Origin of the sequence: Nocardia ignorata NBRC 108230, assembly GCF_001612905.1 — a bacterium.
GTDB lineage: Bacteria > Actinomycetota > Actinomycetes > Mycobacteriales > Mycobacteriaceae > Nocardia > Nocardia ignorata.
Map to the genome: position 1 here is coordinate 121,364 of NZ_BDBI01000030.1, position 22,309 is coordinate 143,672.

The following is a 22,309-nucleotide window of genomic DNA, read 5'->3' on the forward strand; positions in this document are numbered from 1 at the left end:
CAATGAAGCACTACAACAACGGTCTCGCTGACGTGATCGACTTCGCCGCCCGTGCCCGCTGCCGTGCCGAAGCCCGCGGCCTCGATCCGGCCACCGTGGCGGCAACCGTGCTCGCCGAAACCGGCACCGTCCCGGCCTGGAACGACTACGCCGACACGGGCGGATGGGACGACGTGGCATGACCACTCGCAAGCCCAAAGCCGCACGGCCACAACCGAACCCGGTGCTCACCAAAGCGGCCGAGGAAGTCGCCGCAGCGAAGAAGAACACCCACCAACTCGAACTGTTCGCTCTGACCGACCTGCACCGGAAGAAGTCCTCATGACCCGCACCCAAACGATCACCATCACCGAACAGGTCGATCACTTCGACGTGATCCTCGACGCGCTCGGGCGGGCCATGATCGGCGTCGTCGCCGGGGTCGGGCGGTTGCTGTGGTGGGCGGTGTTGTTCCCGATGGTCTCGGCCCCGATCGCTGCCACAGCCGGTGTCTGGCTGTTGGTCGGGTGGGTCGCCGGGATCGGGGTGGCCGGGATGGCTGTCGCGGGGATGGTGCTGTGGCGACAGTGGAGTCCGCAGACCTTCGAGCGCTGGCTGTCCGGTCGCATCCGTTCCCGGTGGTTGGGCTGGTTCCGGTACCGGCGCCGCTGGGCCACCCTGCTCACCGCCTGTGACCTGGCAACCCGTGACGGGGACCGAGTGTTCGTGCCTCGTCTGGTGTCGGTGCGGATCGGCGACAGCATCGACATCGTCCGGACTCGGATGCTGCCCGGCCACAGCCCTGATACCTGGTTCAACCGTCGCGACCACCTCGCCCACGGGTTCGGCGCCCAGCAAGCCCGCGTGAATCTCGCTGGCCCCGGTCAGATCGAAATCGCCTTCCGACACGACGACTCCCTCGCTGATCCCGTCGTCGTCCCGTTCGAGTCCATCGCCGGATTCAAGAACGTCACCGACATCAAAGCCGCATGACCGACACAACCACGACTGAGGGAGGCCCGACCATGAACACCAGCACTGGAACGGCCTCTTTCGGCTCTTCCACCGCACCGATCATCGGTCTCGCACCGAACAGGGAAACCGCGGCTGATCGTCGCGCGATGCCCGACATAACCGACATCGCCGAAGCCGCCGCCGAAAAGGAAGGCGTGTGCGCTCGGGTCGTCCCCATGCGCGCCTTCGACCCGATCACCTCGAGGACTTCTTACGTCGGCGCCCCGTGCAAATCGACAGTGGCCACTGTCTGCCCCGCGTGCGCCAAGGCGAACCGCTACCTGCGGATGACGCAGTTGCGCGAGGGGTGGTGCGCCGAACACGAACCGGTCGACCCCGAAACCGTCGTCACCCAAGCCCAGCAAGACGTATTGGGTGCTCGCGCACTGCTGTTCAACGACTACCACGACGCTCGCCGCGCTGAGGATCATGAACTCGCCGAAGCGATCAAGGCTCTGGTGGCCGACCTCGACACCGAGCTACGCGAACTCGGCGTGCGTGGTCGACTCCCCGCGCTCGATGAGAAGCCACGCCGCAAAACCAAATCGACCCGCCGCCGTGATGACGTGCCGGACCTGCCGCGTAAGAAGGTGAACAAGAACCTCACCATCGGGCAGGCGTACGCCGAGGGCAAGTACCGGCCTTCGACGTTCTTCACGCTGACCCTGCCGTCGTACGGGTCGATCAACCGGGTCCGTGACCGGGAAACCGGTGAGATGGTCTCGGACGGTTCCCCGCGTGACCCGGAGTCCTACGACTACACCCGGCAGGCTCGCGACACGATCCACCTGGCAAAGCTGTTCGACCGGTGGGTCCAGAACCTGCGGCGCGCGGTCGGCTGGAACGTCCAATACTGGGCCTCGGTCGAGCCGCAGAAGCGCGGGGCTCCGCACCTGCACATCGCGATCCGGGGTTCCATCCCGACGAAACTGCTCTACCAGGTCACCGCCGCGACCTACGTCAACGTGTGGTGGCCGCACTTCGACCGCCCCGTCTACACCGATACGAACATGCCGGTCTGGGACTACTCCGCCGGCACTTTCGTCGACCCCCGCACCGGTAAACCACTGACCTACTGGGATGACGCACTGGCGGTCATGGATACCGTCGATGACCTTGAGCCAGCTCACACGATGCGGTTCGGTGGGCAGGCCAAGCCGGTGCCGATCCTCGGCGGGTCCGAAGAGATGGACACCAAGGTCCGGTACCTGACGAAGTACCTCACGAAGTCGATCAGCGAAGTCCTTGAACCCGACTCGACCCGTGTCGCCGTGCATTACGACCGGTTGCACGCGGAGTTGTGCGACACCCCGTGCTCGCCGCGCTGCGGTGTCTGGTTGCGGTACGGCATCGTTCCCAAGGGCGCCAGCGAGAAGACCCAGCCGGGCAAGTGCAAGGGCAACGCGCACCGCCGCGAAACCCTCGGCCTGCCCGGTCGCCGCTGCCTGAACTCGGGGAAGTGGTCGGGCAAGACGATCCCGGATCACAAGGCCGAACGGCTGGAATTCGTTCGCGCCGAACTCGCCCGCGTCGGCATCGTCAAGCCCGATACCTCGCACCTGCGGATCACCCCGGTACGCCCCGGCGACAAAGACGCGCCCCCGCGCTCGCACCTGGTCATGAACCTCGTCACGCGGCGCATCAACGAACGCGCCGAGTACACAACGGCTCGCCTCGCGATAGACGAAGGACCACCAGGCGTTTCACGTGAAACCGTTGTGCCACAAGATATTTCGACACCCCAGCACACCGCAGCATAGGAAGGAAGGCAACATGTCGAAGCTGTTGAACGAACAGGAAGTCCGCAAACTGATCCCGATCGGACACAGCAAGTACTACGAGCTGATCGGCTCCGGTGCGCTCCGCTCGGTCAAGATCGGCCGTCGTCGGTTCGTCACCGAACAGGCCATTGCCGACTACATCGCCGGGCTCGATCAGGCGGCGGCGGCATGAGCAGGCGTCAGCTCCCGCCCCAGATCGAAAAGATCACGCTCAAGAGCGGGGCGATTCGGTACCAGGTGACGACGGAGGCCGGTACAGACCCGGTGACCGGCAAGCGTCGGCAGACCCGCAAGCGCTACCGAACCGAGAAGGAAGCCCGCGATGCTCTGGGCTCGGTGGCGTCGGCGGTCTCCCAGGGTGCCTACGTCGCACGGTCGACGGTGACTGTCGAGCAGGCGTGTCGGGAATGGCTCGACGGCAAGCGCATCGCCAAGAGCACCAAAGCGGCCTATCGTCATGCCCTGCAACCGCTTCGGGACCGTCACGGCTCGTTGCCGATTCAGCAGCTCGCCAAGGCTCACCTTGACGACCTCGTGAGCGATCTGCAAGACGGCGAGTTCGTTTACGCGCACGGGCGGCCGTGCAAGACGTGGAACGCTCAGAGCATCAATCCCATGCTTCGGATCACGGGCAAGGTGCTGGCTTCCCAGATGGGCCAAGGCCGGTTGGCGCGCAATGTCGCTGATCTGGTGGACCGGGTTCCGGGGTCGCGCAAGGAGATGGAGACCTACACCGCTGCCGAGGTGCGCAAGGTGCTCGCGGTGGCAGATCGTGACCGGATCGGGCAGGCGTGGCACCTCGCATTGACGGGCCTTCGGCGTGGTGAAATCTGCGGATTGCGTTGGGCTGACATCGATTTCGTCGCCGGAACGGTCAAGATCGAGAACACGCGGATTCAGGTGGACGGCAAGGTGGTGGAGAAGACCACGAAGACCGAGAAGTCGCGCCGCACGCTGCCGCTCACGCCCGCGATCACGGAGGCGCTCAAGCGTGCGCGGGCGATTCAGGCCGCCGAAAAGCTCGAACTCGGGGCGGCGTACGGCTCGGGTGAGTACGTCGTCTGTGATGAGGCCGGGAACCCTGCCGACCCGTCGAAGATGTCGCGGGAATGGCACCGGGTCTGTGAAGCTGCCGGAGTTCGTCACCTGCGCTTGCACGATGCCCGGCACACCTGCGGGACGCTGCTGCACCTACAGAACGTGCCGATCGCGGTAGTCTCGGCCTGGCTGGGCCACTGTGATGCCGCGTTCACGATGCGCACCTACGTCCACAGCCAGCCCGACGCCCTCGCCGACGCTGCCCGCAGTTTGAACGCGGTTGTGACAAACCGTGACAAGATCGGCGGTGCTCGCCCGATCCGAACTCGGCCACGCCGCAAGTCGGCAAGCTGACCTGCGGGTCATTTGCGGAGACGGAGGGATTTGAACCCCCGATGGTGTTACCCATGCTCGCTTTCAAGGCGAGTGCATTCGGCCGCTCTGCCACGTCTCCCTGAGCAGAAATACTAGCGGACGCGACCGCGACAACAGATCTCGCACGAACATGGGTAACTCCCCGGGCACGGGCTGCCCCGCCCCAACACGATTCGCAAGACGCCAAGGCACAGCCCCACGCGCTTAGTCTGGCCAAAAGACGCGGAGAGGCGGAACAGCATGCGTGCTATCGAGCTGAACGGGTTCGGTGGGCCCGAGGTGATGGAGTGGACCGTGACGGTCGATCCCGAACCCGGCGCGGGCGAGGTGTTGATCGAAGTCGTTGCGGCAGGGGTGAATCGGGCCGATGTGATGCAACGGCGTGGCTTCTATCCACCGCCACCGGACGCCAGTTCGGTGCCCGGTCTCGAGTGCTCCGGAACCATCGTCGAGCTGGGACCGGGGGTCACGGACTGGAAGGTCGGTGATCGGGTGTGCGCGCTGTTGGCGGGCGGTGGGTACGCCGAGTTGGCGGCTGTGCCGACCACCCAGCTGTTGCCGGTGCCCGAGGAGATGGACCTGGCTGCCGCCGCCGGCTTGCCCGAGGTGGCGGCGACGGTGTGGTCGAACCTGGTGATGACCGCGGGGATGCGCTCGGGGCAGCTGGTGCTGATCCACGGCGGTGGCGGTGGCATCGGTACGCACGCCATCCAGGTGGCGCGGAGGCGGGGCGCGCGGGTGGCGGTGACGGCCGGGTCGGACGCGAAGCTGGCCAGATGCGCGGGTCTCGGCGCCGAAATCCTCGTCAACTACCGCACGCAGGATTTCGTGACCGTGCTCGCCGACGCCGGTGGCGCCGACATCATCCTCGACAACATGGGCGCCGCCTACCTCGAACGCAACGTGGAGGCGCTCGCCCCGCACGGCCGTTTGGTGGTGATCGGGCTGCAAGGCGGCATTACCGGGTCGCTGAATATCGGTGGGCTGCTGCGCAAATGGGGTTCGGTGCATGCCACGAACCTGCGGGCCCGACCGCGGGCAGGCGAGGGCAGCAAGGCCGAGGTCATCGCCGCGGTGCGCACGCAGTTGTGGCCGGATGTGGCGGCGGGCGAGATCTTTCCGGTGATCTCGGCAGAACTACCCGTCACCGAAGCCGGTCGGGCTCACGAATTGCTCGACGCACCCGAGACTTTCGGCAAGGTCGTGCTTCGCGTGCGCGACTGAGCGAAAGATCGGCACGGACTATTCGAGCGAGCTGAGGGCCCGGCCGAGCTGGTCGATTTCGTAGCGGGTGGTGTACGGGGCCAGGCCGATGGTGACGGCCCCGCCCTCGTCGTTGACACCGAGGGCGTCGAGTAATCGGCTGCCGCCGTGCACCCCGCTGACCGTGCCGATGCGGGCGTCGGCCAGTTTGGCCGCCACCTTCTCTGCCTGCATGCCCGCCATCGTGAAACTGACGGTGGGGATGCGGGTGGAGGCACGGCCGATCACGGTCAGGCCCTCGACCTGCTCCAACACCTGCATGAGGTGGTCGAAGAGCTGGTCGTGGTAATCCTGCAGCGAGGTGATCGAGATTTCGAGGCGTTCGCGGCGGGTGCCGGTGGCGCGCTCGTCGAGTCCGGCGAGGAAGTCGATCGACTGGGTGAGCCCGGCCAGCAGCGCGTACTGGTGCCCACCCACCTCGAGGCGTTCAGCCCCCTTGGCGTAGGGGTTGAGCGACATCGACGGGATGCGGTCGAGGAAGGCGGGGTCGCGGAACACCAGCGCACCGACCTGCGGACCGCCCCACGACGGCGCGCTCAGGGCGACCACGTCGGCATTGAGTTCGTCGATGTCGATCAGCGCGTACGGTGCGGCGCCGAAAGCATCGGCGACCAGCAGACCGCCCACATCGTGGACCCGGTCGGCGGCCACCCGAACGGCGGGCGCGGAACCGACGATCGGCGACGCGGCGGTGAGCGCGACCAGGCGCGCGGTCGGTCCGATCAGCTCCTCGAACTGCCACGACGGCATCTCACACGTCTCGATCTCCACCTCGGCCCAGCGCACGTGGGCGCCGTAGCGGTTGGCGATGCGCAGCCACGGCGCGACATTGGCCTCGTCGTCGAGGCGGGAGAGCACGATGCCCGTGCCGAGACCCAGGCGCGAACTCAGGGACTCGGCCAGCCAGGCGAGCAGAACCGCACGATCGGGACCGAGCACGACGCCGGCCGGATCTCCGCCGACGAGGTCGGCGACCGCCTCCCGGGCGGCGTCGAGGATCGCGCCGCTGCGGGTCGCCGCACCGTGGCGGCCGATGTGGGAAAACGAGGAGGTACGGAAACCCGTTGAGACGGCACGCGATACCGAATCGGGAACCAGCATCCCCGCCTGCGGGTCCAGATGGATCCAGCCGTCGCCCAGGGACGGTATCAGGCCCCGAACCCTCGCGACGTCATAAGTCATGGTGGCCACTTTAAGGGCAGCGAGCGTCGCGGTGTAACCGCGTGGGGGTTTTAGCGCGAAGCCGACACACGCGCAATGATGGGGCTATGACGCACTCGGAGGACACCCCCGAATCCATCGTCGTGATCGGTCCCGACGGTCGGCCGGTCACCGTGCCCGCCGACTCCGACGCCGCGGCCGAATACACCGCGCAGGTGGTCGACGGGGACAAGAAGGCCGACGACGACCGCGACGAGTCGGCCGAGTCGCTGGCCGACATGGTCGAGCAGCCCGCCAAGGTGATGCGGATCGGGACCATGATCAAACAGCTCCTCGAGGAGGTGCGCGCCGCTCCCCTCGACGACGCGAGCCGCTCGCGCCTCAAGGACATCCACAAGTCCTCGGTCCGCGAACTCGAGCAGGGCCTCGCCCCCGAGCTGCGCGAGGAACTCGAACGCCTCACCCTGCCCTTCACCGACGAGTCCGTGCCGTCCGATGCCGAACTGCGCATCGCCCAGGCCCAGCTCGTCGGCTGGCTCGAAGGCCTGTTCCACGGCATCCAGACCGCCCTGTTCGCCCAGCAGATGGCCGCCCGCGCCCAACTCGAACAGATGCGCCAGGGCGCCCTCCCTCCCGGCATGCACGTGGCCGACGGGAAGGCAGGCCATGGCCATGTCGGCGGCGGGCAGTACCTGTAAGGTCGGGGATCGTGCCCGCTGCTGCCGCTCGTTCCGAATCGGTCTCCGACCAGGGTGACGCGCGTACCGAAGAGAGCCCCGTGCATACCGACGACACACCGACCGAAGCCGAGGTGGCCGACGCGGCCGCCGCCGAACAGACCGCCGACGCCCCGCTGCTGGTGAAGACGCCGATGGTGTCGGATTCGCAGACGTTCCGGCGCGCGTTCAAAGACATGCGCGACGGGTTCCATCAGCGTGAGCTGTGGTTGTCGCTGGGTTGGCAGGACATCAAGCAGCGCTATCGCCGGTCGGTGCTCGGTCCGTTCTGGATCACCATCGCGACCGGTCTGCAGGCGCTGGCGATGGGTCTGCTGTATTCGACGCTGCTGAATCAGCCGATCAGCGAATACCTGCCGTATGTGACGGTCGGTTTGATCGTCTGGAACGTGATCAGCGCGTCGATCCTCGAGGGTTCGGATGTGTTCATCGCCAACGAGGGACTGATCAAACAGTTGCCCTCGGCGCTGAGCGTGCATGTGTATCGCCTGGTGTGGCGCCAGTTCTTGTTCTTCATCCACAACGCGGCGATCTACGCGGTGCTGCTGCTCGCGTTCTCCATCTGGCGCGATCTGGACTGGACGTTGTTGCTGGTTGTTCCGGCGATCCTGCTGCTGTTCCTCAATGCCATGTGGGTGTCGATCGTGTTCGGCATCTTCTCCACCCGCTACCGCGACATCGCCCCGATCCTCGGCTCGATGACGCTGATGCTGTTCGTGCTGACCCCGGTGATGTGGTCGACGAAGGCGCTGGAGAACTCGGTCGGCGGCATGAGCGACCGGGCCAAGCTGATCGAGATCATCCCCACCTTCCACTACCTCGAGATCGTGCGCGGCCCGCTGCTCGGCGAGCCCACCGACTGGCATTCCTGGGCCATCGTCGGCGCGATCACGGTGGTCGGCTGGGTGGTCGCGATCCTGGCGCTCAAGCAGTACCGTGCCCGCGTCCCGTACTGGGTTTAGGAGACTGTCGTGAGCCGTGTGAGTATCGAAACCCATGACGCGTGGGTCGAGTTCCCGATCTTCGACGCCAAGTCGCGGTCGCTGAAGAAGGCCTTCCTCGGTAAGGCGGGCGGCGCGATCGGGCGCAACAGTTCCGACGTGGTGGTGGTCGAGGCGTTGCGCGAGATCAACCTCTCGCTCAAGGAAGGCGACCGGGTCGGGCTCGTCGGGCACAACGGCGCGGGCAAGTCGACGCTGCTTCGCCTGCTCTCTGGCATCTACGAACCCTCGCGCGGCAGTGCGCGCATCCGCGGCCGGGTGGCACCCGTGTTCGACCTGGGTGTCGGCATGGACCCGGAGATCTCCGGCTACGAGAACATCATCATCCGCGGCCTGTTCCTCGGGCAGACCCGCAAGCAGATGCTTGCCAAGATCGATGAGATCGCCGACTTCACCGAGCTCGGCGAGTACCTGTCGATGCCGTTGCGCACCTATTCCACGGGTATGCGGGTGCGCCTGGCGATGGGTGTGGTCACCTCGATCGACCCCGAGATCCTGCTGCTCGACGAGGGGATCGGCGCCGTCGACGCCGAGTTCATGAAGAAGGCGCGCACCCGGCTGCAGTCGCTGGTCGCGCGGTCGGGCATCCTCGTTTTCGCCAGCCACTCCAATGAATTCCTCGCCCAGCTGTGCGATACCGCGATGTGGATCGATCACGGTCGCATCCGCGAGCAGGGCGGCATCGAAGACGTTGTGCGAGCGTATGAAGGGCCCGAGGCGGGTAATCACGTGGCACAGGTGCTTCGCGAGCTGGAAGCCGAGCAGGGCGACAAAGAATTGGAGCAGAATCAGGCATGAGCGGTCACAGTGAGGACGGTGTCCCGGCCGCTGTGCCCGGTGGGTTCAGCATGGCTGATCGGCTCGAGGCGGGGGTTGCCCCGGTGGAGCCCGCCGCCGTGCTGCCCGTGACCGAGGAGCCCGAGCTGCCCGCAGGCGCCGAACCGGCTGACCTGAGCACCGACACCGGGCCGGACGCGCGGATCATCGCGGTCGTCGTCACCCACAAGCGCCGCGAACTGCTCGCCGAATCGCTGAAAGTACTTGCCTCGCAGTCGCGTCCGATCGACCATCTGATCGTCGTCGACAACGCCAACGAGGACGAGGTGGCCGAGCTGGTCGCCCAGCAGCCCATCGAGGCCACCTACCTCGGTTCGCGCCACAACCTCGGCGGCGCGGGCGGTTTCGCGCTCGGCATGCTGCACGCGCTCACCCAGGGCGCGGACTGGGTGTGGCTGGCCGATGACGACGGCCGACCCGACGGTCCCGAAGTCCTCGCGACGCTGATCGATTGCGCGCGCAGGCACAACCTGGTCGAGGTATCGCCGGTGGTGTGCGATATCGACGACCCCGATCGGCTCGCTTTCCCGCTGCGCCGGGGCGTGGTGTGGCGCAGGCGACGCTCGGAGCTCGGCGACGAGGACTTCCTGCCCGGCATCGCGTCGCTGTTCAACGGCGCGCTGATCTCGGCGAAGGCCGTCGACCTGATCGGTGTGCCCGACCTGCGCCTGTTCGTGCGTGGCGACGAGGTGGAGGTGCATCGGCGCCTGGTCCGGTCGGGCCTGCCGTTCGGCACCTGCCTGCAGACCGCCTACCTGCACCCCAACGGTGCCGAGGAGTTCAAGCCGATCCTCGGCGGGCGCATGCACACCCAGTACCCCGACGATCCGGTGAAGCGCTACTTCACCTATCGCAATCGTGGGTACCTGATGTCGCAACCGGGTATGCGGAAGCTGTTGCCGCAGGAGTGGATTCGGTTCTCCTGGTTCTTCCTGGTGACGCGCCGCGATCCGGCGGGCTTGAAGGAATGGTTCCGGTTGCGCTCGCTCGGACGCAATGAGCAGTTCGGCAAGCCGGACCAGCGAGGCCCCCAGAAATAGGGGCATAGATCCTGGGGCCCGCGACCTAGGATCGATAGGTGACCTTACGAACGAGTTTCGCGTCCGCCGCTGCCGCCGTTCTCGCAGGCAGCGCGCTGTGCCTTGCCGCGCCGGGCGCCGCAAGCGCTGATGACACCTGTCAGCTCGGCGTCTCCAATGTCGGCCCCCGCTCCTGCGTGATGAACGAAGTGCGGACGGCCCCGGTGCCCACGCTGGGCAACGGCGTGTGTTTCGGCATCGTCAACGTGGGCGGCACCGCGTTCGACGGACCGCTCAACGACCCGAGCGTGGCGCCCGGCGCCACCCACAGCATCTCGCTGCGCATCTCGCACGGCCTGCTCGGCAACATGGCGCCCGCCCTGCTCACCTGCGATGTGAACGTCATCGTCGACTGGCGGAACCTGGACAACGGCGTCACCGGCTCCATGACGCATTTCGTCCCCGCCCGGCACAACAGCACCTACCCGTTCCAGGTGATCGCCCCCACCGGTCCCGGCCGGTTCCAGCTCACCGTGCGCACCGACCGGCCTAGCCTGCCCGCCTCGACCGAGGTCGTCGTTCCCTGACCTGCGTCGATGACGCCGGGAGCTGATCGGGCGCTCGCCGGCATAAATCAGTTGTGCGGTGTCGCGGGTATGCGGCACAGTAGGAGCAACGTTGGAGAGGAGGTGGATGTCCGTGAGTACAGACGTGTGGATTGCCGTGCCCGAGGTGCGCGATGGCGCCCCGACCGCTCCGGACATCACCTCTACTCGCTGAGCCCGACGTCGGGCTCGGCGCCCGACGAAGGACTTCTACCGATGGTCGACTACGACCTGCTCGTCCCTTACGGCTGGACCGAAGCCGTAGCTTCCGAATATCTTCCGCTGCTCGGCGATCTCGTGCCCGCACGCATCGTCCGGATGGATCGCAGCGAGTGCGATGTGGTCGCACCGGGCGGCCCGTCTCGTGCCGCCTGTCCGCGTGACATCACCGGCTTGTGCACCGGTGACTGGGTCGGTCTCGATGCCGAAGGCACTGTGCGCCTGTTGCTTCCGCGCCGTTCGGCGATCATGCGATCGTCGGCGTCGGGGCGCTCGGTCGCCCAGGTGCTCGCCACCAATGTCGACACCGTGCTGATCTGCAGTGCCGCCGACGGCGACGTCGACCTGGGGCGGATCGAGCGCATGCTCGCCCTCGCCTGGGAGAGCAATGCCCAACCCGTGGTCGTGCTCACCAAAGCCGATGCGGCGGATCATCTTCCGCTCGACGACGTTCGTGCGGTCGCACCGGGGGCGACGGTGCTCGCGGTGAGCGCCGCCGCCGAGACCGGGCTGGATGTGCTCACGGCCGTGCTGCACGGCACGGTTGCCTTGATCGGGCCGTCCGGCGCGGGCAAGTCGACCCTGGCCAATGCCCTGCTCGGCGCGGAAGTGTTCGCCACCAACGCCGTTCGCGCGGTCGACCGCAAGGGCCGCCATACAACGGTCCACCGCGAACTGCGACCGCTCCCCGGCGGCGGCACCCTCATCGACACACCGGGGCTACGTGGTATCGGCCTCTACGACGCCGCCGACGGTATCGGCAAGACCTTCAGCGACATCGAATCCCTCGCCGCTGATTGCCGTTTCGCCGACTGCGCGCACGAGACCGAACCGGGCTGCGCGGTCCAGGCGGGCATCGCCGACGGCACCATCACCGAGCGCCGCCTCACCAGCTACCGCAAGCTGGCGAAGGAGAACGAGTGGATGGCCGCGCGCACCGACAAGCGACTGGCCGCCGAACGCGAACGAGCCTGGCGCTCCATCGCCAAGCAACACCGCAAGCAGTACCGCGAACGCGGCTACCGCTGACCTAGCCGATCACCACGCGCTGGTGGCGGAAGCTCTCAGGCGATGCCGCCACCAGCGCGTGGTGATCTCGGTCAGCTGGGGTCGATGCCGTAGAGGCGGGCCCAGTTCTCACGGCTGGTGAGTTCGGGGACCGCCGCGCGGTATTCGGCCTGGAGCCTGGGGAGTTCGCGGCGGAGTTTGCGCAGCGTGCGGTAGGTGCGGATGAGCAGAGCGCGGGCGCGGGCCTTGTCGCGGCGGCGCACGCGCACACCCGACTGGGAGGCGTCGGTGACGACCACGTGGTCGAACAGGCCCACATGCCACCAGTGCGCGTCCTCGCGGGTGACACCGATCAGGCCGTGCTGGGTGCGCCCGGTCCACTGCATGATCGCGCGCTTGATGAGCACGAGGGTGATGCGGCTCGGCTCACCGCTCGCCCGGCGCACCTGGATCTCGGCGGAGTTCACCGGCGGGGTCGCGGCGGGGTGCTTGATGGTCTCGGGGTAGTCGTTGCGGGAGGTGCGGGCCGCGGCCAGCGCCTCGATTCCGCCGTCGCGCAACACCTTCGGACCCTTCATGAAGTCCTCGATGCCCTGCAGGGTGGTGTGCACCAGGCCGTACTGCATGCCGACGAGGTGTTCGGCGATGTAGCGGAAGAAGTCCTTGGTGATGGCCTTGCCGTCGAGATCGGTGTGCAGGGCGCCGACGATGAGCGAGTTGCGCGTGGAGAAGTAGCGCGCCCAGTCGTCGTAGTCCTTCCAGTAGAAGTCGGCGTGCCAGACGGCGGCATTGGGCAGGGTGACGGTGACGAAGCCGTGCTCGCGGGCCCGGATACCGTATTCGACGTCGTCCCACTGGAAGAAGATCGGGACCGGAAGGCCGATCTTCTTCACGACCTCGGCCGGGATCAGGCAGGTCCACCAGGCGTTGTAGCCGGCGTCGACGCGGCGCTCCTGGTTCTTCTTGAGCATGGAGGTGTTGCGCAGCGCCTTGGGCACCTTCTGCCCGTGCTTGAGCTCGCCCAGGCGCACGTCCTCCGCGCCCACGTTGAGGTAGTCGGGGTTGAGCAGGAACAGCATCTGCGCGCCCACCAAGGTCGGCTCGACCGTCAGGTTCGCGAAGGCCTGCAGGCGAAGGACGGTCTCGGGCTCGCAGAGGATGTCGTCGTCCATCAGGATGACGTCGGCGTGCTCGTTGGCCGCCGACACCTCGTACAGCCCACGGGTGAAGCCGCCGGCGCCACCGAGATTGGGCTGACGGATGTAGCGCAGCTTGTCGCCGAAATCGGGGCGGACCTGCTGGAACAGCGGCCGGTTCTCGACCGGGTCGGTGCCCTGGTCCACGACGTAGACCGCGTCGATGGCGGCCAGCACCGTGGGATCCGAGGCCAGCGCGGCGACGGTGTGGGCGCAGTCCTCGGCCCGGTTGAAGGTGCAGATCGCGATGGCGACCGGGCGAACCGTCTCGGGGGCCTTGGCGGTCCAGGTGAGTTCGGTGATGTCGAGTTCGCCGCCGAGCGCGTCGAACTCGAGCCACAGCGCGCCACCGTCGACGTACTGGTCGAGCGGCGCGGACAGGCTCACGAACCCGCTGCTGGTCGCCACCAGCGAGGCGACGATGCGGCGGTGGCCCGCGATATCGGAGGCGACCAGGCGCACATTCGCCTTGTTCCCCACCTGCAGATTCGCGGTGGCGGTCACCTCGGTGACAGTGGTCCAGCGCTGCCAGTAGCTGGCGGCGAAGCGGCCGAAGTAGGTGTTGGTGTGCGCGGTCGCGCCCTTGGGCAGGTGCAGCGACAGGCGCTCGCGGATGGCGGCACCGCCCTTGACGACGGCGTAGAGCTCGTCGCTCACCCGGGCCGACGGGCCGGTGAAGATGCCCCTGGCCAGGACCAAGCGTTCGGGTGCCGAGTGTTCACCACGCAGTGACGCGGGTGCGGCCTCGTGCCGTTCGTTCGATTCGGTCACGACTCGAGTAGCCGACTGCTCCATGAAGTCCTCGAAATTCTCGGTATCGACTGCGCCGACGCAAGCAGTCACGTAAGGAAAGGGCGGCGCGGCGGGCGGGGTGAGGATATCAATCACCGCCGGGCCGGGCGCCGTCAGTGAGGGGTAACCGCACCCCGCGCGTGTTGCTCACCGGTTGCCTCGGCGCCGGTGAACACGAATTTGTCGTAGGCCCAATAACGGAATATGACAGCAAGCGTCTGGCCGATGACGGTCGCGGAAATGTTGTCCGACAGCGGCGACGACAGGTCGAGCACATAGCGGGAAAAGCCGAGGCAGCCCAGTTGCAGGCCGATCGCCACGACATTCACCAACGCGTACAACAGGTATTCGCGACCCGCGCTGCCGGACTTCTTGTGCGCGAAGGTCCACCACTTGTTGCCGAAGTAGGTGACCACCGTCGCCACCACGATCGCGACGACTTTCGCGGTGAGCGGGGAGTGATAGAGCACACCTTCCGACAGCGACAATCCGCCGCCCCAGAACACCAGCAGGTTGTACGTACCGGCGTCGACGAGGAAACCGACCGCGCCGACGACGAGGAACGCCGCTCCCTGCCGCAACGCCGTCGTCACCTTCGTCAGCAGCGAAACCGGCGGAACATCTTGATGCGACACGGACCCGACGGTAACCGGCCACCACCCCCGACCTCGAGGAGGGGCGGCCACGAAGTGGCCGGTTCGCGGCCGTCCCGCCGATCAGGTGCCGTTGCGTAGGCGACGAAGGAGCAAGCAACGGTGCCTGATCGGCGGGACCGGTGGGGCCGCGAACTCGCGGCGTCCGCGCCGCCATGTATCCGGTACCCTCCCGGTGACCCTTTAACTGCCTACATCTGAGGATTGACCCGGGTGGACTCCACCGAGCTTCGCATTGCCGCCGTGGTCCCCTGCCACAACGAAGAGGCCGCGGTCGCCAAGGTCGTCGCCGACCTGAAGGCCGCCGTGCCGGGGATCGTCGTCTACGTCTACGACAACCTGAGCACCGACCGCACCGCCGAATGCGCCCGTGAGGCCGGGGCGATCGTGCGCTACGAGAACACCAAGGGCAAGGGCAATGTGGTTCGCCGCGCCTTCGCCGACATCGAGGCCGACGTCTACCTGATGATCGACGGCGACGACACCTACGAGGCGTCGGCCGCGCCGCTGATGATCAAAACCCTGCTCGAGGGCCCCTACGATCACGTGCTCGGTGTGCGCAAGCAGGACGAGGACACCAACGCCTACCGGTCCGGGCACGAGACCGGCAACAAGGTGCTCAACGGCGTGGTCGGCAAGGTGTTCGGCGACAATGTCGAAGACATGCTGAGCGGTTTCCGGGTGTTCTCGCGCCGCTTCGTCAAGAGCTTCCCGGCCGTCTCCCGCGAGTTCGAGATCGAGACCGAACTGACCGTGCACTCGCTGCACCTGCGGGTTCCGCAGACCGCGGTCCAGGTCGGTTTCCGTGACCGCCCCGCGGGCAGCGAATCGAAGCTGCGCACCTACCGCGACGGCACCAAGATCCTCGCGCTGATCCTCGGCCTGGCCAGGCACGAACGGCCGGTCGCCTTCTACGGCCTGTTCGGCACGCTGGCCCTGCTGTTCTCGGTGATCCTCACCGTGCCGATCGTGATCGAGTTCTACAACACCCATGAGGTGGCGCGGTTCCCGACGCTGTTCTTCGCGTTCACCCTGATGCTGCTCGGTTGCCTGGCCTGGACCGCGGGGCTGATTCTGGACGGCATCCGGCGGTCGCGGCACGAAGCGGCGCGGCTGGTGTATCTGCGGTATTCGGCCGTCGGCGAGAGCACGGACATCGCGGCCGGAGACCGTCGGTGACCAGCACCGTCGAACCGGAAACCGTCGCCGCCGAACAGGTACCCGCGACCGAACGCAAAGACCGCCTGCCCGCCCCCGTCCGCTCGCTGACCGGCCGGTTCGGTGCCGCGACGGTGGCGTTCGCCGTGCTCGCGACGGTGTTCGGCGCGCTGTTCGCCGTGCTCACCCCCGCGTTCTGGGGCCACGACGAGATCACCCAGTTCGGCCGCGCCTACCAGGTGGCGCACGGCGGGGTGTTCCCGCAGCGCATCCACGACGATCGCGGTGTCGCCTACGGCGGGCAGATCCCGGTGAGCATCGACGAGCTCATGGGCTACGCCTTCCGCGACTACAACGACAACCCCGAGGAACCCGGCGCGATGGTCGCCGACCCCGGCGCCTACGACCGGCTCGCCGGTGCCGACATCTCCTCGGCGACCCGGCCGATGTGGTTCACCAACACCGCCGCCTACTCCCCCGTGCCGTATGTGCCTGCCGCCGTCGGTATCCGGGCAGGCGAGGCGCTCGGCCTGAACATCGGCGGGATGTACCTGCTCACCCGCCTGGCCGGGTTGGCGGCCTACCTCGCGGTGGTCGGGTTCGGGCTCTACGCCCTGCGGCAGCGGCGCAGCCAGTGGCTGGTGTTCACCGTGGCCGTGCTGCCGATCGCGCTGTTCCAGGCGGGCACCGTCACCGCCGACACGCTCACCAACGCGCTGGCCATTCTCGTGTCGGCGCTGCTGGTGAAGGCGCTGTTCATCGGTGACCGGCTGAGCAAGCCCGAGACCGCCGCCCTGCTGGCCGCCACGATCGCGCTGCCGCTGAGCAAACCCGCCTACGTGCTGCTGGCCATGCTGATCGTGGTCGTGCCCGCCGAACGCCTCGGTTTCGCCGGCAAGCTGAAAGTGCTGCCGTGGGTGTTCGCGATCACCGGCGGCACGCTGTTCCTGGTCTGGACCAAAATCGCCGCACCGACCGGCGACGGCATGAGCCTGATGCGCCCGCCGCACCAGTGGGGTCAGGTGCGTCCCGGTGACCAGCTGCGCGGGATCCTCGGCGACCCGCTGCAGTTCGTGCACACCTTCGGCGAGAGCATCGCCCTGCGCGATCACCGCTGGTTCAACCAGTTCTTCGGTGAACTCGGCTTCGCCTACGTCGACGCGCCCGCGCTGACGATGCTGGCCTGCCTGATCGCGTTCGCGGTGAGCTTCGGCATCGCCGACCTGCTGACCAGCACGCTGCGCCGCACCCTGATCGTCGCGGCGACGGTGCTCGCCAGCGTGGCGATGGTCTACGTGACGCTGTACATGTCGTTCACACCGGTGGACTACTACATCATCGACGGCGTACAGGGCAGGTACTTCGTGCCGCTGGCCATCCTCGGTATCGCGGTGGTGATCCGCTTGGTTCCGCTGCGGCTGCGCGATGCCGACGGTGTCGTCCCGACCCGCGGACCCGGACTCACCGTGGCCTGCGCGTCGCTGATCGCGCTGATCGCCGCTGCCGCGACGTATTACACCGTCGTCTGGGGCTGACCCCCGCAGACGACGGTGTAGTCCGTCAGAGTTTCTGTTCGCCCGCGGCGGCGTAGGCGCGTTCGGTGTCGGCCTTCTTCGGCCGCCACCAGTCCTCGTTCTCGCGGTACCAGGTGATGGTGTCGGCAAGCCCGGACCGGAAGTCGCTGTAGCGCGGTGACCAGCCGAGCTCCGTGCGCAGCAGGCTCGCATCGATGGCGTAGCGCTGATCGTGGCCGGGCCGGTCGGTGACGTGATCGAAATCGGCGGGATCGCGATCGAACGCTTCCAGAATCAACTGCACAACGGTGAGATTGTCGAGTTCACCATCGGCACCGATGAGATAGGTCTGCCCGATTCGGCCGCGCTCGAGAATGTCCCACACCGCGCGATTGTGGTCGTCGACGTGAATCCAGTCCCGCACCTGATGACCGGCACCGTACAAACGCGGGCGCACGCCGTCGATCAAATTGGTGATCTGGCGTGGGATGAATTTCTCCACGTGCTGATACGGGCCGTAATTGTTGGAACAGTTCGACAGCGTGGCGCGCACTCCGAAGGAACGGGTCCAGGCGCGCACGAGCAGATCGCTGCCCGCTTTCGTCGCCGAATACGGGCTCGACGGGTTGTAGGCCGTTGTTTCGGTGAAGGCGGGGTCGTCGGGGGTGAGGTCGCCGTAGACCTCGTCGGTGGAAACGTGGTGGTAGCGCACGTCGTGGCGGCGCACGGCCTGCAGCAGGGAGTAGGTGCCGACGATATTGGTCTGCACGAACGGCCACGGTTCGGCGAGCGAGTTGTCGTTGTGGGATTCGGCGGCGAAATGCACAACCGCGTCGACACCGCTGACGAGATTGTCGACGAGGTCGAGATCGGCGATGTCGCCGTGGACGAATTCGATGCGGTCGGCCACCGGATCGAGCGACGCGCGGTTTCCGGCGTAGGTAAGCGCGTCGAGGACGGTCACCGCTACGTCGGGGCGCGTGGCCACCGTCTGCTGGACGAAATTCGCACCGATGAATCCGGCCCCGCCGGTAACGAGCACTCGCACGCCGACAACGATACGTGCTCGCGATCGGGGACAGAAAGCGAACCGGCGCTCGCCCAGGTAGAAACAGTCACGGTATTTACACCGTGATGTCCGTCACACCGGGCGCGTTCAGGTTACGACCCGGGGTCTGCTTTCCTGAGAAAAACCCTAGTCGGCACTCAGGTTTCTAGGTGCGCACCGGCCCTGGGGTATCAACGGTGAACAGAATTTGAATAGAAGTACACAGGTGGTTCACCGCTCGTTAGCTGCGGGGGCTTTTGATCATCGGGTCCCCTCCGAACGCTCCAACATCGAGGTTCAACAAAAATGCTGATGAGGAAATTCGCCGCCACTTCGGCGCTGCTGATCGCTGCCATGGGCGTCGCCGCCGGCACCGCGCACGCCGAAGAGGCCCCGGCCGCCGCTGCCCCGATCAACTACACCGCCGAAATCGTCGAGGACTCGAAGGCCGTCGTCACCACCGACGCCGGCTCGATGGTCGTCGAGGACAATGTCCTGAAGATCAAGGCGGCCGACGGCACCGTCGTCGCGGGCACCCTGCTGGCGTTCCGCATCGAAGAGCACGAGCTCCCGATCGTGGCCGAGATCTCCGGCAACACCGCCACCCTGACCCCGGTGATGGACCCGGCCAAGGCCGTCTACAAGCCGGTCGCCCTGCCTTACGAGGCGCAGGCGCCCTGGAAGTCCGAGTACGACCGTGAGGTCGCGGCGTTCAACCGTCTGAAGGACACCATCTCCGTCGGCGCCACCATGGGTGCCCTCGTCGGTGGCCTCGGTGGCGCGGCTGTCGGCTGCATCGCCGGTGCCGGTGCCGGTCTGGTCCTGACCGGTGCCCTCCTGGCCCTGTTCGGCGCGGGCCCGCTGGCCGGCTGCATCGCCGGTGCCGCCGCTGTCGGTTTCCTCGGTGTGCTCGCCGGTCAGCTGTTCATCACCGCTCCGGTTGCCATCGGTGCGGCGATCCAGTACTTCGCCACCGTCACCTCGCCGTTCACCCCGCCGGCCAAGTAATTCCGGTTCGGAACGTGCGATAACCGGACTCACGTAAGCACATTCGCGAGCAGGTACGCCAGGTGCCCCGCTGCGACTCGAAAGAGTCGCGGCGGGGCACCTGTCGTTTCGAGGTCAGGCGGTGCGGGCACGTTCGGCGGGCGCCACCGCCTCCCGCACGAACTTGGCGACCCGTCCGAGCGCCGAACGGCTCTCCGGCATGTCCGGCAGGATGCTCATGAAGGCGTGCACCTGCCCCCGCCACAGCTCGAGTGTGTGCGGCACACCCGCCGCACCGAGCCGATGGGCCATGAGTTCGCAGTCGTAGCGCAGCAATTCGTCTTCGGCCGCGATCAGCAGTACCGGGGGCAACCCGGCCAGGTCGGCGTTGACCGGCGACAGCTTCGCGTCGAGCGGACCCTCGTGCTCGGCGCCGAGGCGGACCACGGCCTCCAGCCCGGCCAGCGGAATGTAGGCGTCGCGGCGCACATTCACGTAGTCCTTCTTCGCCCGGTAGTCCAGATCGAGCAGCGGACTCAAGCCGATGAGACCCGCGGGCAACGGCAATCCGATGTCGCGGGCGCGCAGCGCGGTGGCGAAGGTGAGGAACCCGCCCGCCGAGTCACCGGCGAAGACGATCCGGCCCGGATCGGCGCCGTGGCGCAGCAGCCAGCGGTAGGCCAGGACGCAGTCGTCGATGGCGGCGTCGATCGAACCCGGCAGCTGACGGTATTCCACATTGAGCACCGGCAGACCGGTCCGCCTGGCCAGCCCGGCGGCGACGGCCCGATGGGTCGACAACCCGCAGACGGCGAAGCCGCCACCGTGCAGATACAGCAGCGCGCCGTGGCGCAGCGCCCGCGAGGCGCCTGCGGGACGGATCATCTCCATCTTGAATCCGTCGAGCTGGATCTGTTCGCGCTCGATGCCCGTCGGTTCGGGACGCAGGCGCGCGAGCAGGTCGACGGCGATTCCGCCGATGGGGATGGTTGTCCGGTTAATGGGGACGGTGCGCAGCAGCGGTCCGACGACGCCGACGCAGGCGCCCATCAGCACGCGCGACGCGGTGCTCGTCCGCCCGGAGTTGACGACGATTCCCGCCGCCTTCGGGCTGGTGGTGACCCTGGGGGCGGCGGGAACGATCCCGCCCAACACACCGGGCCTGCCGATCTTCGAGGCTTCCATCGCGCACCTACCTCACACTGGCGCGTCGACTCGGTGGCCCGGGTGCGAGCCCCGGATCGGATGTCGACGCTGACATCTAACACAGTGATGTTTCACACATCGACGCTCACATAATCAGATGAACGCCGTCGTGTCCCAGTTATCGACCGACACACCCGGCCGCGAAACGTTCGTGATCAATTCGTCCACGTGTCGGAACCTCCCCGACTCCTGCGGCACCGGAGCTGGCAGACTTGCCACCTATGCGCGGAATCATCTTGGCGGGCGGCACCGGATCGCGGCTGCACCCGATCACGCGCGGGGTGAGCAAGCAGCTCGTCCCGGTCTACGACAAACCGATGGTCTATTACCCCTTGTCCACCCTCATGTTGGCAGGGATCGACGACATTCTCGTCATCACCACGCCGGAGGATGCCGAGGCGTTCACCCGGTTGCTCGGTGACGGCAGCCAGTTCGGTGTGTCGATCAGCTACGTGGTCCAGCCCGAACCCGACGGCCTGGCCAGGGCTTTCGTACTCGGCGCCGACCACATCGGCACCGAACCCGCCGCGCTCGTGCTCGGCGACAACATCTTCCACGGCCCCGGCCTCGGAGCCAGCCTGCACCGCTTCCACGACATCGACGGCGGCGCGGTGTTCGCCTACTGGGTGAGCGACCCCACCGCCTACGGCGTGGTGGAGTTCGTGGACGGTCGCGCTGTCTCCATCGAGGAGAAGCCGAAGGTGCCGCGCTCCAACTACGCCATCCCCGGTCTGTACTTCTACGACAACGACGTGGTCGAGATCGCGCGCGAGCTGCGTCCGTCGGCGCGCGGGGAGTACGAGATCACCGACATCAACCGCGCCTATCTCGAGCAGGGCAGGCTCAGCGTAGACGTGCTCGCACGCGGCACCGCCTGGCTCGACACCGGCACCTTCGACTCGCTGCTCGACGCCGCCAACTACGTGCGGACCATCGAGGAACGCCAGGGCCTCAAGATCGGGGTGCCCGAGGAGGTGGCGTGGCGGCGCGGCCTGATCTCCGACGACCAGCTGTGCGAACTGGCCGAGCCGATGGTTCGCTCCGGCTACGGCCGCTACCTGCTCGACCTGATCGACCGCGGAAAAGACTGGTAGCGCATGGAGATCCGTGAACTGGCCATCCCCGGCGCGTGGGTGGTCACTCCCCGCCTGCTCGGCGACGACCGCGGCATGTTCTGCGAGTCGTTCAAGGCCTCGGAGTTCGAGAAGGCCACCGGGCGGCCCTTCGACCTGCACCAGGTGAACACCTCGGTGTCGGCCGCTGGAGTGCTGCGCGGCATCCACTACACCGAGGACCCGCCGGGCCAGGCAAAGTATGTGACGTGTGTGCGCGGCGCCTTTCTCGACGTGGTCGTCGACCTGCGACCGGGTTCGCCCACCTACGGCCGCTGGGACAGCGTGCTGCTCGACGACGTGGACCGCCGCTCGGTGTTCCTGTCCGAGGGGCTCGGCCACGCCATCCTCTCGCTGGAGAACTACTCGACGGTGACCTACCTGTGCTCGCTCGAGTACACCCCCGAATTCGACCGTGACCTGGACGCTTTCGACCCCCGGCTGGCCATCGACTGGCCGACCGAGGGCCGCGACGGCCGCCCGCTCACCTTCATCCGCTCCGCCAAGGACCAGGCAGCGCCGCGGTTACATTAGCGGCTGGCGCCGCGGGGTTTTCGGCCCGGAAGGCCTCGCGTCCGAATACCCGTGGTTGCCCGGCACGCCGAA

Annotated in this window: 23 protein-coding genes and 1 tRNA gene; 18 read left to right on the forward strand and 6 right to left on the reverse strand. The window is 67.0% G+C overall.

The window, feature by feature from the left end:
• Positions 1 to 2: 2 nt before the first annotated feature.
• The 6 genes from NI2_RS24325 to NI2_RS24345 all read left to right on the forward strand — a co-directional run bounded on the left by NI2_RS24325 (position 3) and on the right by NI2_RS24345 (position 4,166).
• The gene (locus NI2_RS24325) at positions 3 to 182 is read left to right on the forward strand and encodes a hypothetical protein (RefSeq protein WP_067494771.1); all 180 of its coding nucleotides are present in this window, start codon (positions 3 to 5) and stop codon (positions 180 to 182) included.
• Positions 179 to 325, forward strand: coding sequence for a hypothetical protein (locus NI2_RS34000; RefSeq protein WP_157104679.1), 147 nt, complete (start codon positions 179 to 181; stop codon positions 323 to 325). Before NI2_RS24325 ends, NI2_RS34000 begins: the two co-directional genes overlap by 4 nt.
• Complete coding sequence (locus NI2_RS24330; RefSeq protein ID WP_067494774.1) at positions 322 to 972, forward strand: hypothetical protein; 651 nt, start codon at positions 322 to 324, stop codon at positions 970 to 972. Before NI2_RS34000 ends, NI2_RS24330 begins: the two co-directional genes overlap by 4 nt.
• Positions 973 to 1,100: 128 nt before the next feature.
• On the forward strand, positions 1,101 to 2,753 hold the full coding sequence (locus tag NI2_RS24335) for a replication initiator (RefSeq protein ID WP_067494963.1): 1,653 nt from the start codon (positions 1,101 to 1,103) through the stop codon (positions 2,751 to 2,753).
• A 13-nt stretch (positions 2,754 to 2,766) separates the two neighbouring features.
• A complete protein-coding gene (locus NI2_RS24340) occupies positions 2,767 to 2,946 on the forward strand; it encodes a helix-turn-helix domain-containing protein (RefSeq protein ID WP_067494776.1) in 180 nt (59 codons plus the stop codon).
• Positions 2,943 to 4,166 carry a site-specific integrase gene (locus tag NI2_RS24345; protein ID WP_067494779.1) on the forward strand — a complete coding sequence of 408 codons (1,224 nt, stop codon included), beginning with the start codon at positions 2,943 to 2,945 and terminating at the stop codon, positions 4,164 to 4,166. The genes NI2_RS24340 and NI2_RS24345 overlap by 4 nt, the downstream gene beginning before the upstream one ends.
• Positions 4,167 to 4,181: 15 nt before the next feature.
• On the opposite strand, the gene NI2_RS24350 is transcribed toward NI2_RS24345, so the two are convergent.
• Positions 4,182 to 4,266, reverse strand: a tRNA-Ser gene (locus NI2_RS24350).
• A gap of 161 nt (positions 4,267 to 4,427) precedes the next feature.
• Here NI2_RS24350 and NI2_RS24355 point away from each other — a divergent pair.
• The gene (locus NI2_RS24355) at positions 4,428 to 5,411 is read left to right on the forward strand and encodes an NAD(P)H-quinone oxidoreductase (RefSeq protein WP_067494782.1); all 984 of its coding nucleotides are present in this window, start codon (positions 4,428 to 4,430) and stop codon (positions 5,409 to 5,411) included.
• An 18-nt stretch (positions 5,412 to 5,429) separates the two neighbouring features.
• On the opposite strand, the gene NI2_RS24360 is transcribed toward NI2_RS24355, so the two are convergent.
• A complete protein-coding gene (locus NI2_RS24360; protein WP_067494785.1) occupies positions 5,430 to 6,632 on the reverse strand; it encodes a cysteine desulfurase-like protein in 1,203 nt (400 codons plus the stop codon).
• An 86-nt stretch (positions 6,633 to 6,718) separates the two neighbouring features.
• Here NI2_RS24360 and NI2_RS24365 point away from each other — a divergent pair, with 86 nt between their 5' ends.
• The 6 genes from NI2_RS24365 (at position 6,719) to rsgA (ending at position 12,058) form a co-directional block, all read left to right on the forward strand.
• Positions 6,719 to 7,309: a bacterial proteasome activator family protein gene (locus tag NI2_RS24365; protein ID WP_067494788.1), complete on the forward strand. Its 591-nt coding sequence runs from the start codon at positions 6,719 to 6,721 to the stop codon at positions 7,307 to 7,309.
• 113 nt (positions 7,310 to 7,422) lie between these two features.
• Entirely contained in the window at positions 7,423 to 8,310 is an 888-nt protein-coding gene (gene wzm / locus NI2_RS24370) for a galactan export ABC transporter permease subunit Wzm/RfbD (protein WP_443093646.1), read from the forward strand.
• Positions 8,311 to 8,328: 18 nt separating this feature from the next.
• Positions 8,329 to 9,147 carry a galactan export ABC transporter ATP-binding subunit Wzt/RfbE gene (gene wzt, locus NI2_RS24375; RefSeq protein ID WP_067494791.1) on the forward strand — a complete coding sequence of 273 codons (819 nt, stop codon included), beginning with the start codon at positions 8,329 to 8,331 and terminating at the stop codon, positions 9,145 to 9,147.
• Positions 9,144 to 10,226 carry a galactofuranosyltransferase GlfT1 gene (glfT1, locus tag NI2_RS24380; protein ID WP_243750024.1) on the forward strand — a complete coding sequence of 361 codons (1,083 nt, stop codon included), beginning with the start codon at positions 9,144 to 9,146 and terminating at the stop codon, positions 10,224 to 10,226. Before wzt ends, glfT1 begins: the two co-directional genes overlap by 4 nt.
• Positions 10,227 to 10,264: 38 nt before the next feature.
• Positions 10,265 to 10,792, forward strand: coding sequence for a hypothetical protein (locus NI2_RS24385; protein ID WP_243750025.1), 528 nt, complete (start codon positions 10,265 to 10,267; stop codon positions 10,790 to 10,792).
• Between the two features lie 234 nt (positions 10,793 to 11,026).
• Entirely contained in the window at positions 11,027 to 12,058 is a 1,032-nt protein-coding gene (gene rsgA / locus NI2_RS24390) for a ribosome small subunit-dependent GTPase A (RefSeq protein ID WP_067494796.1), read from the forward strand.
• 71 nt (positions 12,059 to 12,129) lie between these two features.
• On the opposite strand, the gene NI2_RS24395 is transcribed toward rsgA, so the two are convergent.
• Both NI2_RS24395 and NI2_RS24400 read right to left on the reverse strand, forming a co-directional pair.
• Complete coding sequence (locus tag NI2_RS24395; RefSeq protein ID WP_067494799.1) at positions 12,130 to 14,028, reverse strand: glycosyltransferase; 1,899 nt, start codon at positions 14,026 to 14,028, stop codon at positions 12,130 to 12,132.
• A 110-nt stretch (positions 14,029 to 14,138) separates the two neighbouring features.
• A complete protein-coding gene (locus NI2_RS24400) occupies positions 14,139 to 14,660 on the reverse strand; it encodes a GtrA family protein (RefSeq protein WP_084476713.1) in 522 nt (173 codons plus the stop codon).
• Positions 14,661 to 14,891: 231 nt separating this feature from the next.
• Here NI2_RS24400 and NI2_RS24405 point away from each other — a divergent pair, with 231 nt between their 5' ends.
• Both NI2_RS24405 and NI2_RS24410 read left to right on the forward strand, forming a co-directional pair.
• Positions 14,892 to 15,857 (forward strand): glycosyltransferase, encoded by a 966-nt coding sequence (locus NI2_RS24405; RefSeq protein WP_067494802.1) that lies wholly within the window; start codon positions 14,892 to 14,894, stop codon positions 15,855 to 15,857.
• On the forward strand, positions 15,854 to 17,371 hold the full coding sequence (locus tag NI2_RS24410; protein WP_067494805.1) for a DUF2142 domain-containing protein: 1,518 nt from the start codon (positions 15,854 to 15,856) through the stop codon (positions 17,369 to 17,371). The genes NI2_RS24405 and NI2_RS24410 overlap by 4 nt, the downstream gene beginning before the upstream one ends.
• A 25-nt stretch (positions 17,372 to 17,396) precedes the next feature.
• Here NI2_RS24410 and rfbB read toward each other — a convergent pair whose 3' ends face one another.
• Positions 17,397 to 18,398, reverse strand: coding sequence for a dTDP-glucose 4,6-dehydratase (gene rfbB / locus NI2_RS24415; protein ID WP_067494809.1), 1,002 nt, complete (start codon positions 18,396 to 18,398; stop codon positions 17,397 to 17,399).
• A 306-nt stretch (positions 18,399 to 18,704) separates the two neighbouring features.
• On the opposite strand from rfbB, the gene NI2_RS24420 reads away from it, so the two are divergent.
• On the forward strand, positions 18,705 to 19,406 hold the full coding sequence (locus tag NI2_RS24420; protein WP_067494812.1) for a DUF8020 domain-containing protein: 702 nt from the start codon (positions 18,705 to 18,707) through the stop codon (positions 19,404 to 19,406).
• 114 nt (positions 19,407 to 19,520) lie between these two features.
• Here the strand turns inward: NI2_RS24420 and NI2_RS24425 are convergent, their stop codons facing one another.
• Positions 19,521 to 20,570 (reverse strand): alpha/beta hydrolase, encoded by a 1,050-nt coding sequence (locus NI2_RS24425; protein ID WP_084476715.1) that lies wholly within the window; start codon positions 20,568 to 20,570, stop codon positions 19,521 to 19,523.
• 242 nt (positions 20,571 to 20,812) lie between these two features.
• Here NI2_RS24425 and rfbA point away from each other — a divergent pair, with 242 nt between their 5' ends.
• Positions 20,813 to 21,685, forward strand: a complete 873-nt coding sequence (gene rfbA / locus NI2_RS24430) for a glucose-1-phosphate thymidylyltransferase RfbA (protein ID WP_067494815.1) — start codon at positions 20,813 to 20,815, stop codon at positions 21,683 to 21,685.
• Positions 21,686 to 21,688: 3 nt separating this feature from the next.
• On the forward strand, positions 21,689 to 22,237 hold the full coding sequence (locus NI2_RS24435) for a dTDP-4-dehydrorhamnose 3,5-epimerase family protein (RefSeq protein ID WP_067494818.1): 549 nt from the start codon (positions 21,689 to 21,691) through the stop codon (positions 22,235 to 22,237).
• Positions 22,238 to 22,309 lie beyond the last annotated feature (72 nt).